Origin of the sequence: Novosphingobium pokkalii (assembly GCF_014652855.1) — a bacterium.
Classification (GTDB): Bacteria; Pseudomonadota; Alphaproteobacteria; order Sphingomonadales; family Sphingomonadaceae; genus Novosphingobium; species Novosphingobium pokkalii.
The window spans coordinates 1-13,484 of record NZ_BMZP01000038.1 but is presented as its reverse complement, the minus strand read 5'-3'; the positions used below and the strand labels follow the sequence as shown (position 1 = coordinate 13,484).

18 protein-coding genes are annotated in these 13,484 nt (G+C 65.3%); 14 read left to right on the top strand and 4 right to left on the bottom strand.

Annotation, left to right across the window (positions count from 1 at the left end):
- The first annotated feature begins 187 nt into the window (after window positions 1-187).
- Together IE191_RS20485 and IE191_RS20480 are read left to right on the top strand one after the other, a co-directional pair.
- Complete coding sequence (locus IE191_RS20485; protein ID WP_191326292.1) at window positions 188-409, top strand: hypothetical protein; 222 nt, start codon at window positions 188-190, stop codon at window positions 407-409.
- 15 nt (window positions 410-424) lie between these two features.
- The gene (locus IE191_RS20480; RefSeq protein WP_191326291.1) at window positions 425-652 is read left to right on the top strand and encodes a hypothetical protein; all 228 of its coding nucleotides are present in this window, start codon (window positions 425-427) and stop codon (window positions 650-652) included.
- Between the two features lie 131 nt (window positions 653-783).
- On the opposite strand, the gene IE191_RS21210 is transcribed toward IE191_RS20480, so the two are convergent.
- The 3 genes from IE191_RS21210 to IE191_RS20465 all read right to left on the bottom strand — a co-directional run bounded on the left by IE191_RS21210 (window position 784) and on the right by IE191_RS20465 (window position 4,145).
- Complete coding sequence (locus tag IE191_RS21210) at window positions 784-1,545, bottom strand: energy transducer TonB (protein ID WP_229815730.1); 762 nt, start codon at window positions 1,543-1,545, stop codon at window positions 784-786.
- Entirely contained in the window at window positions 1,520-3,661 is a 2,142-nt protein-coding gene (locus IE191_RS20470; RefSeq protein WP_191326290.1) for a TonB-dependent receptor plug domain-containing protein, read from the bottom strand. The genes IE191_RS21210 and IE191_RS20470 overlap by 26 nt, the downstream gene beginning before the upstream one ends.
- A 106-nt stretch (window positions 3,662-3,767) precedes the next feature.
- Window positions 3,768-4,145: a hypothetical protein gene (locus IE191_RS20465; RefSeq protein WP_229815728.1), complete on the bottom strand. Its 378-nt coding sequence runs from the start codon at window positions 4,143-4,145 to the stop codon at window positions 3,768-3,770.
- A 141-nt stretch (window positions 4,146-4,286) separates the two neighbouring features.
- Here IE191_RS20465 and IE191_RS20460 point away from each other — a divergent pair, with 141 nt between their 5' ends.
- From IE191_RS20460 to IE191_RS20405, 12 genes are all read left to right on the top strand, one after another.
- Window positions 4,287-4,679, top strand: a complete 393-nt coding sequence (locus IE191_RS20460) for a DUF2946 family protein (RefSeq protein ID WP_191326288.1) — start codon at window positions 4,287-4,289, stop codon at window positions 4,677-4,679.
- A gap of 92 nt (window positions 4,680-4,771) precedes the next feature.
- A complete protein-coding gene (locus IE191_RS20455; RefSeq protein WP_191326287.1) occupies window positions 4,772-5,275 on the top strand; it encodes a copper chaperone PCu(A)C in 504 nt (167 codons plus the stop codon).
- Window positions 5,262-5,903, top strand: a complete 642-nt coding sequence (locus IE191_RS20450; protein ID WP_191326286.1) for an SCO family protein — start codon at window positions 5,262-5,264, stop codon at window positions 5,901-5,903. Before IE191_RS20455 ends, IE191_RS20450 begins: the two co-directional genes overlap by 14 nt.
- A gap of 49 nt (window positions 5,904-5,952) precedes the next feature.
- The gene (locus IE191_RS20445; RefSeq protein WP_229815727.1) at window positions 5,953-8,076 is read left to right on the top strand and encodes a TonB-dependent siderophore receptor; all 2,124 of its coding nucleotides are present in this window, start codon (window positions 5,953-5,955) and stop codon (window positions 8,074-8,076) included.
- Window positions 8,076-9,059 carry an alpha/beta hydrolase gene (locus IE191_RS20440; RefSeq protein ID WP_191326285.1) on the top strand — a complete coding sequence of 328 codons (984 nt, stop codon included), beginning with the start codon at window positions 8,076-8,078 and terminating at the stop codon, window positions 9,057-9,059. Before IE191_RS20445 ends, IE191_RS20440 begins: the two co-directional genes overlap by 1 nt.
- 25 nt (window positions 9,060-9,084) lie before the next feature.
- Complete coding sequence (locus IE191_RS20435; protein ID WP_191326284.1) at window positions 9,085-9,477, top strand: hypothetical protein; 393 nt, start codon at window positions 9,085-9,087, stop codon at window positions 9,475-9,477.
- Between the two features lie 152 nt (window positions 9,478-9,629).
- Complete coding sequence (locus IE191_RS20430) at window positions 9,630-10,163, top strand: DUF2244 domain-containing protein (RefSeq protein ID WP_191326283.1); 534 nt, start codon at window positions 9,630-9,632, stop codon at window positions 10,161-10,163.
- Window positions 10,160-10,351 (top strand): hypothetical protein, encoded by a 192-nt coding sequence (locus tag IE191_RS20425; RefSeq protein WP_229815725.1) that lies wholly within the window; start codon window positions 10,160-10,162, stop codon window positions 10,349-10,351. Before IE191_RS20430 ends, IE191_RS20425 begins: the two co-directional genes overlap by 4 nt.
- Before the next feature lie 41 nt (window positions 10,352-10,392).
- Window positions 10,393-11,304 (top strand): MBL fold metallo-hydrolase, encoded by a 912-nt coding sequence (locus IE191_RS20420; protein ID WP_191326281.1) that lies wholly within the window; start codon window positions 10,393-10,395, stop codon window positions 11,302-11,304.
- A 19-nt stretch (window positions 11,305-11,323) separates the two neighbouring features.
- Complete coding sequence (locus IE191_RS20415) at window positions 11,324-12,115, top strand: sulfite exporter TauE/SafE family protein (RefSeq protein WP_373299350.1); 792 nt, start codon at window positions 11,324-11,326, stop codon at window positions 12,113-12,115.
- Window positions 12,112-12,534, top strand: a complete 423-nt coding sequence (gene trxC / locus IE191_RS20410) for a thioredoxin TrxC (protein ID WP_191326279.1) — start codon at window positions 12,112-12,114, stop codon at window positions 12,532-12,534. The genes IE191_RS20415 and trxC overlap by 4 nt, the downstream gene beginning before the upstream one ends.
- 55 nt (window positions 12,535-12,589) lie before the next feature.
- Window positions 12,590-12,745, top strand: coding sequence for a hypothetical protein (locus IE191_RS20405; RefSeq protein WP_191326278.1), 156 nt, complete (start codon window positions 12,590-12,592; stop codon window positions 12,743-12,745).
- Here IE191_RS20405 and IE191_RS20400 read toward each other — a convergent pair.
- Window positions 12,742-13,152: a methyltransferase family protein gene (locus tag IE191_RS20400; RefSeq protein WP_191326277.1), complete on the bottom strand. Its 411-nt coding sequence runs from the start codon at window positions 13,150-13,152 to the stop codon at window positions 12,742-12,744. The two genes, IE191_RS20405 and IE191_RS20400, sit on opposite strands and share 4 nt — an antisense overlap.
- Between the last annotated feature and the right edge of the window lie 332 nt (window positions 13,153-13,484).

Here is a 13,484-nt window from a genome sequence, read left to right as displayed (position 1 = left end):
ACCTTCGCCTTGAAATCCGCGCTGTAGCGCTTTCTCGTCGTCTTCATTCCAGTCCGTTCCTCTGGTCAGGCTGAGCTTATCACCCTGTCCAGAAAAACGGCACCACCTCACCCAGGCCTGGCTGATCCCCGCCGCACAGACAGAGGTTATTGAGAAACTGCGTTTGCATGGCATTGCCTTCGAACCGATGGCCGCAGATCAGCCGCTTCGGGTGGATGTCGTGAGCCTTCACGATGTGAAGCTGTCCCCGGCGCATGACGGACGCATTCCGCTGACGGCACGTTTCACGCATAAGCAGCGAAACGAGGTGATCCCGAAGGGCACGGTGCGGGTTGCCTCCGACCAACCGCTCGGGCTGCTGGCAGCGGCACTGCTGGAGCCGGAAAGCCAGGACAGCTTCCTCGCCTAGGGATTCTTCCCCGAAGTGCTGTCGCCGCCGGCCGGAACGGAGGATTTCGTCATGGCGCCGATTGCCGATGCACTGCTGGCTTCAAATCCCGACCTGCGTTCGCAGTTCGACAACAAGCTGGCGTCGGATAGCATCTTTGCCAACGATCCCGATGCCCGCCTGCGCTGGTTGGCCGCCCGGTTGCCCCATCGCGATGCGTTCAGCGGCGTCTATCCCATTCGTCGCGTGCTCGCCGGGAATTGAAGCCATGCATTCGCGCATGGCAATTTTCATGCAACGGGTTCGCCGTGAGCACCGGCCGAAAAGGTCGATCAGCCACGGTGGCCCGCTCGGCAAGGCGCTGTGGCACTGACGTCGCCCGCATCCTCCCAGTGCTACCAGTCGTTCTGCTGCCTTGCGCCAAAATGCACGGCCACATCGAAGCGCAAGGCGTCGGCTGGCATGTCCGGTGGCGGCGGCGGGAACGGGGTGGCGCGGCGGAGCGCCTGAAGAGCGGCGCGATCCAGCAAGGCCAGTCCGCTGGGCTGGGCCACGATGGCTTCGACAAGGCGGCCATCGCCGTCCAGGCGAAAGTGCAGGCCCACCGTGCCGGTCATGACAATGCCGGGCGGGCGGCAGGCCATGATCCTGGCCCAGATCCTGTGGGCATATTCTGCGGGCATGGCGACCTTGTCGCGCGGCGGCGCCACGGCCCGCACCGGCTCGGCCACTGGCGCGGCGGCGGGCATCGGGGGTGATGGCGCAGCATTGGCGGCGGTGGACACCATAGTGACCTGCCCCATCACCACGGGTGGCGCTGGCAGTTGCTCCACCGCATGCGCGCTGGCTTGCGCGGTCTGCCGACGGTGCAAGGTGGGCATTGCGTGGCTGGCCGAGGGCCGGTTGCGCACGGGATCGCGCGGCGGGGGCGATGGCAGCATGATGCTGTGCAGTTCCATGGCCGGCGTGACCGGCACAGGCGCGTGATCGGCATTGTTCAGCCATCGACCGGCCAGAACCAAAGCCAGCAGCACGCCATGCACGGCCAGGCTGGCGCCAGCCCCGCCGATGCGCGCGCGCCAGTGGCCTGCACCGGGGCCGTGCCCGGTACAGGCCGCGCCGGGTGCAGCATCAGAAGCGACGCGAAAGGCCGACATTGAACGACCGCCCGCGCCCGGCCACCGGCCGCAGCACCATGTTGCCGCTGGCGCTGTAATCGCCCAGCGCCATGCCGCCGAGTGGCAGGTAATAGCCCTTGTCCAGCAGGTTTTCGACATCGAGGCTGAGACGCCAGCCCTTGAGCGCATAGGCAGTGCGCAAGTTGACCAGCGCATAGGCGGCGGTTTCCGGCTCGTTGCGCGCCGGATCGACACGGGTCTTGCTTGCCACCCAGTTCACTTCCACCGCGCCGCTGAACCCGCCGACCGTGTGCGTAAGGCTGGTCTGCACATTGAGCGGCATCTGGTGATAGAGCGGGGTGTGGTAGGTCAGGTTCTGGCCGTGCACCCATGACAGCGTGCCCGTCAGGCGGGTCTGCCCCAGCCGCCCGCCATTCCACAGCGGCACTGCGCCAGACACATCCAGGCCATGGAATTCCGCCTCTTCATTGGCGAACTGCAACTGCACGAAGGGGCTGGACATGCCCATCATCCCGCCCAGCGCCTTGACGAAGCGGGCATCGATATAGTCGTTCACGTGAGTGTAGAATGGCGCAAGCTTGATGAACCAGCCCTGCTTGCCCCCGCCCGACAGGGTGACCGATCCGCTGATCGTGTCGGCCCGCTCCGGCCGCAGCGCCAGATTGCCGAAATAGCCATTGCCATCACCATACCAGCCGATCATCTGGCTCGACATCGTGCCCTGGCCCCAAGTGTAGAGCTCGTAGATATTGGGCGCGCGGGTCTTGTGGGCATAGCCCAGGTCGAACGCCAGGCCGGCCGTGGGGGCATAGCGGGCGATCAGCGAGCCGCTCCAGTTGTTGAAATGGCGCTGGTGATCGGCCGCGTTGAACGCGCTGGCAGCCATGGCATCGGCCATGTTCATCATGCTGGTGGAATAGGGCGCGACATCGCCGGTGTTCATGTTCACCCGGTCGAACCGGCCGCCAGCCGTCACGGTGAAGGCATCACCCACGCGCTGTTCCGCCTCAAGATAGCCGGCGATGCGTTCGCGCCGGCCCTGGTTGACGTTGAGATAGGTGTTTGGCCCCATCATCATGCTGCCGGCCACCGGCGGCCACCAGTCATCCAGGTTTTCATGGCGATATTCATGGCCCAGGCGCAGCGTGGTGCCCGCCGCCACCGGCAGGCTGACGGCCAGGGTATAACCGCCCGAGCGCACGCGGGTGTTCATCGGCATGCCGCCATCGGCCACGCCGCCCTTGTCGGCCAGGAAGTTCATTTCATGGTCGGTGGCGCGATAGTCTGCCTTGAAGTCCACCGTGCCCCAGGCGAAGCTGCCCAGGTAATGGCCGTTGAGGAACCACGAGTTGTTCCCGGTCATGTCCATGAACTGGTTGGGAAACCCTTCATAGGCGGAATGGTGGTAACCGCCGGCCAGCTCGACCAGGCCGATATCGCCCTGCCAGGCTAGGGCCAGCTTGTGATCGGTCTTGGCATATTGGGTGGAATGGACCGTGCCCAGATCGCCGCCCGCGCTGTAATTGGCCGCTTTGGCATAGCTGCCGGTATAGGTTGCCGAAAGATGCGCGCCCGCCACGGTGAGCGACAGGCCCGTGCCAAAGGCCCCATCGTTGCTGCGGTAATAGCCTTGCGCCTCGCCCGTCACCAGCAGGCCGCCACCCGTGGCAAAACGCGGCGCGGCACTGTTCACCGCGATGACCCCGCCGATGGCGTCGCCCCCGGCACTGACCGGGGAAACTCCGGTGATCACCGCCACCGATGCCACCGTCTGCGGATCGGTGTAGCTGAGCGGAGTGTTCATGTCGTTGGGGCAGGCGGAGTCGATCGGATGGCCATCGACCAGCACCGTCAGGCGCTGTTCGGTCAGTCCGCGAATGGCCGGCATCGTGGAAAATCCACCGCCGCTATTGCCTGAAACACCCGGCAGACGGGTGAGAATCGCGGCCGTATCGCTGGTGGACGGGGCCAGGCGCTCGATGTGATCGCGTGCAATCGTGGTGGCGCCGGAATCATCGGCCGTGGCGGACGCCGTATCGACATCGACCGGCGGCAGTTGCGTGGTGGACGATTGGGCCAGCGCAGGGGTGGATGCGCCAGCGACAAGCGCCAGCGCCAACTTGGTCAGTTTCATGATCGTTCCTGTTTACACAGTGCGGCCGGCACGCAGCCGTGGCGCACATGCTGTCGATCGATCAGGCGCTTCCTGGCGGCCCGATCATCGGTGATTTTGCATGCAATCAGAAACGCAGGGGTGGCGCGCGCAGCGGCGGAAGCAGGCGGACCGGCCGCACCAGCCGCACTGGCGCGACCGGCAACAGGGCCATGACCATGGCAAATTGCAACGCGGCCAGCACAAGCGGCGCTGCCGCACTGTCCAGCAATGGCATGCCATGCGCGGCAAACGCGCAGACAGGATGATGGCCGGGGCCGCCATCTTGGTCATGCGAAGCCGCAGGAACCGCGATGTGGGCCGTCAAGTGCTGCCCGCTGGCATCGGCGCAGACCTGAATGGTCAGGATCTGGCCCAGGCGAACCGGCATGTAGCCCTGCGGCAGCAATGCCCGCACGGCAAGGGTCAGCACCACCAGTCCAAAGACCAGATGCCGGCGCGCCATCAACCAGTGCCGCAATGCCCTCATGGACGCGCGGCTACAACTGCATCGCCCGAAAAGCAATTGCGCAAAATGGCCCGGCACGGAGCGAAGCCGGCGTATTCGCATGACACGCTGACGAGCGGACAGTATAGCCGTGTTTCGATGCTTTCCCTGCGCCGCCTGTTCCTGCGCCATCGCGCGCTGGCCATGTTCATGGTCTTGGCGGCGCTGTGCCTGAAGCTGGTGGTGCCCGCTGGCTACATGCTCGGCAGCGAGAACCACGTGCTGACCGTGCTGGTTTGCGAGGATTCGCAGGCTACCCACACGACGGCGAAAATTGTCCTGCCGGGCAAGCCGGATCACGGCGAGCATGTCAAGGGCGAATGCCCGTTCACGGCGCTGTCGTCGGCCTCGCTGGGGGCAGTCGATCCCGTTGTCCTGGCCCTTGCCCTTGCGTTTGTCATGGCACTGGCCTTGCGCGCGGCCCCCTGCCCGCGCTTGGGCCAGACCGCGCACCTGCGCCCACCCCTGCGCGGACCGCCCGCACTTTCCTGATCCTGCCCGGCCGCCTGTTTGCGGCGGCCATCCCGGAACAGACCAGGCGCGCGCCGTGCTGATGGCGCGCGCGGATCAGGACACCCCTTGCCATGTCTTCAACCCGTTTTGCGGCGCTTTACGCTGCGTGCCTTACCCCCCTGTGCGCCATCGTCTTTGCCAGCGACGCGATCGCCCATTCCTATCAGGTTTCCGGCCTGGCCATCGGCCATCCTTGGTCCCGCGAGACGGCGCCGGGCCAAAGCGTGGGCGGCGGCTTTCTCACCGTGACCAACCGCGGCAAAACCGATGATCGCCTGATCGCCGTGACCAGCCCGGTTGCAGCGCAAGTGCAGCTTCACACCATGACCATGGACGGCGGCGTGATGCGCATGCGCGAAGTGACCGGCGGCCTCGCCGTTCCGGCCGGTGGCACGCTGGAACTCAAGCCTGGCGGCTATCACATCATGTTCATCGGCCTGAAGAAGTCGCTCAAGGCAGGAGAGCGCGTGCCCGCCACGCTGACGTTCCAGCGTGCCGGCACCGTGCAAGTCGCGTTCGCGGTGCAGCCGGCCACCTCCACCGGGCCTATGGAAATGCCCCATGCCGGACATTGAGGAGAGCAAGGCCGGGCAGGCCAGCGCCGGAGCGCGGTGGCCCTGGCGCGCCGGGCTGGTCCTGCTCGCGGCTGCGGCCGGCTTCACCGGCCTGGCCCTGGGCATCAACCATTTTGCGCAGGCGCCATCGCAGGATCGGCAGCCGGCCATCGGCGGTCCGTTCACGCTGACGGCGCCCGATGGCAAGACCGTGACCGAGCAAGCGCTGGCGGGCAAGCCGTTTGCCATCTTCTTCGGCTTCACCCGCTGTCCCGATGTGTGCCCCACCAGCCTGGCGCGCATGGCCCGCCTGCGCGAAAAGCTGGGAGCCGATGGCCTGAAATTCGCCATCGTGTTCGTCTCGGTAGACGTCGGGCGCGACAAGCCGGCCGATCTCGGGCGCTATGTCGGCCTGTTCGGCACGCCGATCCTGGGCCTGACCGGCACACAGGCCCAGATCGACGCGATCAAGCGCGGCTATGGCGTCTATTCCGCCAAGGTCTCCCAGCCGGGCGGCGACTATACCATCGACCATACCGCCGCGATCTATCTGATGGATCGCCACGGCCAGTTCGCCAACCTGATCACCTACGACGAACCCGATGACAGCGCGCTGGCCAAACTCAAGGCGCTGATCGCGCAGGCCTGATCGTGCAGGCCTGACGTGCGCGCACCCGATACATGACAATGAGGAACTCGTGAGGACGATCGACGCCACCCTGCCCGCCCTGCTGCTGGCATCAACCCTGCTGGCTCCTGCGGCCCACGCGGCACCGGCGGGCGAAAATGCCGATGCCGATCCGGGCAACCGCTGGTCTGGCGCAATCGTCGTCAACGGCCAGGCGCCCGGCTATACGGCGCCCGATAGCGATAGCGCCACGCGGACCCCGACGCCGCTGATCGAAGTGCCGCAATCGGTACAGGTGCTGACCCGCAGCCTGTTGCAGGAACAGGATCGCCGCACGCTGGGCGAAGCGCTGGTCAACGTCTCGGGCGTCACCCCGACCCGGTCCGACGAAAACCTGTTCATTCCCCCGATCGTCCGGGGCTTCCCGGCGGAAGTCTATCTCGACGGGCTGCCGATCTTTGCCGGCAACCAGCAGGCATTCGACCCGGTGTCACTGGTCGCGGTGGAGCGGATCGACGTGCTCAAAGGCCCCAGCGCCACGCTCTATGGCGGCGGGCTGGGCACACCGCTGGGTGGCGTCATCAACGTGACGAGCGAGCGCCCGGGCACCGTGAGCGGCGGCTTCGTGGCGCTGCGCGCGGGCAGCTTCGATACCTGGAACCCGTCGGCCGATCTCAACGCCGTGCTTGGCAGCGGCGTTTCGCTGCGCCTGGCTGGTGAATACCAGAGCAACGGCAGTTGGATCGACAAGGTTCGCGGCAAGCGCTGGTCGATCCAGCCCAGCCTGCTGTGGCAGATCGACGCGCAGACCGATGTGCTGGTGCAAGCCCAGTTCAACCGCCGCGACAATCTGGAATATTCCGGGCTCCCGGCCGATGACGCGCTGGCCGGCACGGTGGCGCGTGATGCCTTTCCCGGCGCGCCCAATGGCCAGCCGATGACGCGCAACGATAGCCGTATGGGCGGGCTGACCCTGCGCCACGCGTTTTCCGACACGCTGAAACTGACCGTGAGCGGGCGTTACTACGACAACAAGGTGGCGGAAAGCGGCAGCTTTGTCTTTCCCGGCCTCATGCCTACGGGCACGCTGGCCCCGCTGTACGATGTCTATCCGATCACGATGCGCAACCGCACGCGCGAGGCGACGCTCGATGCCAATCTGGCGGCCACCCTGCCGATGCTGGGCGGAACGCACACGCTGCTGGCCGGCTTAAACTATGACTGGACCAGCTTTTACAGCGGCATGGGCCTGTTCGTGAGCGACAGCCCCAGCGGCACGATCGATCTGTCCAACCCCGTTTATGACCTGACTTACACGCCTCAGTTGCCGGTCAATTCCTGGATCCAGGATCATTACCGCACACTGGCCTTCTATGTGCAGGACCAGGCCACCTATGGCCGCCTGCATCTGACCGGCGGGCTGCGCCTGACCGTGCTACGCTTCCAGGAAGAAAGCAATTTCGGGGTGGCCAACAACAGCACCTACCACCACCTGTCGCCGCGCGTGGGCGCCACATTCGATGTGGTGCCGGGAGTGGCGGTGTTTGCCGGCTATGCCACGGCCTTTCGCGGGGCGTTCAGCTTCCTGGGCCTGGCCGTGCCCAAGCCCGAAACCTCGCGCAATCTGGAGGCAGGGATCAAGCTGGCCGTGCCCCATACCGGGCTTTCGGGCACGATCGCGGCGTATGACCAGACGCACGACAATGTGGTGATATCCGATCCGGCCAACCCCGGCTTTTCGATCCAGACCGGGCGGCAGCGCGCGCGCGGCCTGGAAATGGACCTCGTGTGGGAACCTTCGCCCGCCTTTTCGGTGCTGGGCAACTATGCCCACACCACCAGCCGCGACGATGGGGTGGCCCCGGGCAACCGCTTGGCCCGCGTACCGCGCGACAGCGGCCGTCTCGCGTTGCGCTATCGTTTTCTCACCGGCCCTGCCAAGGGCCTGTCGGTGGGTGCGGGGATAACCGCCTTCACCGCCCGCGAACTGACTCTGCCCAACACCATCGCCGCACCCGGCTATGCCGTGGTCGATGCCCAGGCCGCTTACGACATCGGGCGCTTTACGCTGGGCCTGGCCGTGGTCAACCTGGGCAATCGCCGTGGTTGGGATCCCTATTCCTACATGGGCTATCCGGTTGTGGCGCCCAATCAGCCGCGTTCGGCCACCGTCACGCTCAAGGCTAGGATCTGATGGCGCTGCGCTTTCGCCGTATCGCGGCCACCGCGCTGGCGCTGCTCGGCCTTTCGGCATGGTGCGGCGTCGCGCTCGCGCGGTCTCTCCCTGCGCCGTCGGAGACATCCGCGCCAATCCTGCTCTATCCGGCCGGGGCGCCCGGTGGCGCCGGACCGGACGCGGGCTTTCCCGCCGAAACCCGGGCCACCCTGCCCGAAAGTGGCGAAACCATGGTGTTCAACGTCAGCGTGCCCACGCTGGAACGCTTTGCGCCACAAAAGGGCCACAGCAACGGCACGGCGGTGATCGTGGCGCCGGGCGGCGGCTTTGTCGGCATCGGTTATCGTGCCGGCGGCACGGCCATCGCACAGCGGCTGGCCGGCTTGGGCATTACGGCATTCGTCCTCAAATACCGCACCATTGTCAGCCCCGACGATGCCATGCACATGCCCGCGCAGCACGTGCATGAAATGGCCGCGATCGAGGCTCGCGCCAAAAGCGGCAGCCCGGCGCAGATTGCGCCGTTTGCCGGAGAGCCGCACGCCGTGGCCGACGGCGCACGCGCGCTCGAACTGGTGCGGGCCCATGCCGCAACATGGGGCATCGATCCCCATCGCGTGGGGATACTGGGCCTTTCGGCGGGTGCGTTTCTGGCGGCGGACCTGGCCATCGGGCCGCCCGCCTCGCGCCCCGATTTCGTTGCCCTGCTCTATGGCGGGCTGCGCGGCCCGGTGCCCAGCGATGCGCCGCCCGCGTTCATTGCCGCAGCGGCCGACGATCCCTATGTGCCCGATGATGCCGCACTGCTGTTTGCCGCATGGCGCAAGGCTGGCGTCCCGGCAGAACTGCATATTTACGAACGCGGCGGCCACGGCTTCGACCTTGCCGCAAAAGGCGCGCCCAGCGATCACTGGTTTGCCCAGTTCACCTGGTGGATGCAGGCGCGCGGCCTGATCGCGCATTCGCGGCCGGCACCCCGGCCCAAGCGCATCCGGCCCTGATCGCGTGATGTGCCGCTTGCGCTTCTTGCTGCTGCAGCATCGCCGGCTGGCGCTGTTTGCGGCCGTGCTGGCGCTGGCGATGAAACTGCTGGTGCCAGGCGGCTTCATGCCGGAACGCCAAGGTGGCACGCTGGTGGTGCTGCTGTGCGATGGCAGCAGCCATGCCGATACCCATCGCGCGCTGGCCATAACGCTACCTGTCACAAACAAGGCCGGCAACCCGGACGGCGACAACACCCACAGGGACTGCCCCTATGCGGCGCTGGCCCTCGCCGGTCTGCCATTGATCGGTGTGGCACTGATGGCCGCGGCCCTGGCGTTCATGCTGTTGCGCGGCATTGCCGGCGTTGCTGTTGCGCGCGGCGCGGCACCGGCACGGCTGCGGCCGCCACTGCGTGGGCCACCGGGTTTGGTCTGATCGCCGCAGGGCTTGGGCAGCCTTCCTCTGCCCCTTGCCCTGCGTGTGTCAGACCGGGCCGGTCGCCAGCCATGCCTTCCTCATGTCGGTGACCGGCCCAACTGCCAGATTGCCCGGACTGCTTGACAGTCCTGGCCAGGAGTTGCCCCAACATGTACGAAATCGTCTCCCCGCGCGCCGATCCCACGCGCCACGGCAGCGCGGCGAATCTGATCCTGCGGATGCAGGAAAACCGTTCCCATCTTCCTCCGGGCGCGCGCGGCGCGGTGGCAGCACTGGCACTGCTGCTGATGGCTGCGGCGATCCTGCCGGCCTTTCGCGGCCTGCTGTTCGTGCCGGTCTGCGCGCTTTCGGCAATGGCCGTGCTGACTTTTGCACTTGATCGCCATGCCCGCAGCACGCCGGCCAGCGAACATCTGGAACTGGCCGATGGGTTTGTCAGCCACCGCGACCGCAATGGCCGCGAAAGCCGCATGGCCGCTGCCGGTGCGCAGCTCGACATTGCCGGATGCAACGACGAAACGATCCGCCTGATCCTGCGCAGCCGCAACACCGCGATCGAAATCGGCCGTTGCCTGGGCTGGCAAGAGCGGCGCGAAGTGGCGCTTGTGCTCAATGCTGCGCTGACACAGGCCGGAGCCTGCACGGACCTGCCCACCGCAGTATCGCGATCGGCCTGGGCATGATCATGTCCATGTTGATCCTGTCGCCAGCGCAGGTGGCTGGTCTGCGCCGGTTTCGCCGGCGCAGTTGGGCCATGGTGGGTGTGATGGCCGCCTTGCGCTTGCTCGGTGCCGGCTTGGGCCTGGACGCCGACGGTGGCGCCCAGGCCCACGGGTTCATGGCAACGCAGTCCGTCATTGACATATTATAGATTGTTAATATAATCAGGAGGTGAAATAAGGGAGAACGTCAATGGCCGCCCCCGCCCTAGCCCTTGCGAAAATCACCGTCACCGCAGGGGCATCAGCGCAAATAGCGACATTCTTCGACGAAGCGACCTTTACAGCAACGCATGTCGTATCCGACCCGGCAACGGGCAAGGCTGCCATCATCGACAGCGTGCTGGATTTCGACCCGGCTTCTGGCCGCGCCAGCACGGCCCATGCCGATCAGGTAATCGCCCATGTGCACGAGGCGGGTCTTTGCGTCGAATGGCTGCTGGAAACCCACGCCCATGCCGACCACCTATCGGCCGCACCCTATTTGCAAGGGCATCTGGGCGGCAAGATCGCCATCGGGCGCCATATCCTGACTGTGCAGGACACCTTCGGCACAGTGTTCAACGAGGGCGCGCTCTTCGCCCGCGATGGATCGCAGTTCGATCATCTGTTCGACGATGGCGAAGGCTTTGCGATTGGCGAAATTCCGGCCATCGCGTTGCACATGCCGGGCCATACGCCCGCCGATCTGGTCTATGTCGTGGGCGATGCCGCCTTCATTGGCGATACGCTATTCATGCCGGATTACGGCACGGCTCGCTGCGATTTTCCGGGTGGGGATGCCGCCACGCTTTATCGCTCGATCCGCCGCTTGCTCAGCCTGCCTGACGCGACCCGCCTGTTTCTCTGCCATGACTACAAGGCGCCGGGTCGCGAGCAATTCGTCTGGGAGACCACTGTAGAGGCCCAACGCAAGACCAATATCCACATTCATGATGGCGTTACAGAGGCTGAATTTGTCGCGATGCGCCAGGCGCGTGACGCCACCCTTGCCATGCCGCGACTGATCCTGCCGTCGGTGCAAGTCAATATGCGCGGCGGGCGCATGCCCGACCCCGAAGGCAATGGGGTCAGCTACCTCAAGCTGCCGCTCAACCTGCTGTGAGGAAGAACCCGTGGTGAGCATCGACCTGCTTCCTGCAATATTGTCCGTTGGCAGCGGCGCGCTTGTCGGCTTCACCCTGGGGCTGGTGGGTGGCGGCGGATCGGTGATGGCGGTGCCGCTGATGGTCTATGTGGTGGGGGTCAAACAGCCGCATCTGGCCATCGGCACCAGCGCCTTGGCGGTTGCCGCCAATGCCTTTGCTGGCTTGGTAGGCCATGCGCGCGCCGGTAATGTCAACTGGCGCTGCGGCGCAGCCTTCGCCTCAGCAGGGATCATAGGGGCCTTTGCCGGGTCCAGCCTTGGCAAGATCGTCGATGGGCATCGCCTGCTGGCGCTCTTCGCGCTGTTGATGCTGGTGGTGGCGGGGGCGATGTTTCGTGGGCGCGGCGAGGAAGGCATTGAGGGCGTGGTGTGCCATCGCCAGAACCTGCCACGTGTTCTGATCTTTGGCTTGGGCACGGGCGCCTTGTCGGGTTTTTTCGGGATCGGCGGCGGTTTTTTGATCGTGCCGGCCCTGGTCGCGGCCACCTCCATGCCGATCTATCGCGCGATCGGCACATCCTTGATGGCGGTCACTGCATTTGGTGTCACCACGGCCGCCAATTACGCTCTTTCCGGTATGCTGGACTGGGCCTTGGCGGGTACGTTCATTCTGGGCGGGATCGGCGGCACGGTGCTCGGCACTTGGAGTTCGCGGCGCCTGTCAGGTGCCAAGGGACTGCTCAACACGATCTTCGCTTCTGGCATTGTGGTGGTGGCGCTCTACATGCTGTGGCGCAGTTGGACCGCGCTATCGGGAGTACCGGCATGAGCGAAATCGTGATTTGCCCGCATTGCGGCGGCGCCAACCGCGTCGCGCACGAGAGGCTGGGAGATGCGCCCAATTGCGGCAAGTGTCATCAGGCCTTGTTCACGCGCCATCCCCTGCCCGTCAATAGCGCCAGCTTTGCCGCGCATGTCGGCAAGGGCACGCTGCCGGTGCTGGTTGATTTCTGGGCGCCATGGTGCGGCCCGTGCCGCGCGATGGCCCCGGCCTTTGAACAGGCCGCCGGGATGCTGGAACCCTCCCTGCGCCTGCTCAAGGTCGATACCGAGGCTGAGCAGGCGCTGGGCGCGGCGCACCGCATCCAGTCGATCCCCACGCTGATGCTGTTTTCTAGGGGACGGGAAGTGAAACGGATTTCAGGCGCGATGGATGCGCGCCGCATCGTGGAATGGGCACGCGGATGATGGACCATGCAAGCCAATGGAACGCCCGCTTTGCAATGGCACGGGTGGGCCGTGCATGCCGGACAATCTCTACACGGAGGGAATGCTGCGCGAGGCCTTTGCTGAATGGAAGATCGAGCATCTGGCCAGCCACGACAGCATCATCGAGGAAAGGCGCTGCCATAGCGGCATATCGGCGCTGATCGATATGGTCGCGCGAAAACCAGCCTAAAGCAGGCGCGGAAAAAAGCGCGGTGTGATGGCGCGGTAGCGGCGATAGGATTCACCATAGCGCGACATCAACCGCCTCTCTTCAAAATGACTGCCCACGGCAAGGTAGAGGCTGCCCCAGATGGCCGTCGCCAGCGACAGTTCATCATCCACCCGGCCCCATAGCAGGAGAAGAGCCGCCGTACACAGCGGATGACGCACTTTGCGATGCAGGCCAGTCACAACCAAGGTCTGCACGGCGTCTTCCTCGCCGCGAAGTTGCGACCAACCGACGAAAGGCCCCAGACGATAAGCGCGCAAGGCAGACAAGCCCACCCCCCGCCGCGCCTCTGCCCCGGCCAAAAGGCTATGGCTCAGGCCGAACATCCCCCACGCCACGGCATACAAAAGGTGATCGACAAGGCTCACAGGCTATTAGGCCGTAAACTCATAAATGGCACCTCCGAGGCGCCAAAATGGCGAACATATCGGGCCAAAGTGACCGCAGCGAAGGCTGGTGGCCTTTGCAAGGGCACTTTGGGCCGAGATGGAAGCCATTTTGGCGCCGCTTCGCGGTTTAGCTTCGCTGGCCTTCGGCTGACCCAAAGGCCCCCTCGCAGCGTCGAAAGCACTTGAAATATGTAGGATATTCCTGCGCGCTTTCTCCTCGCGACGGGGCCTTTGGCTTCAAACCTCGTAGGTGCCATTTATGAGTTTACGGCCTAGCACTACTTTGGCAGATTATGCATTGGCGGGTCGCT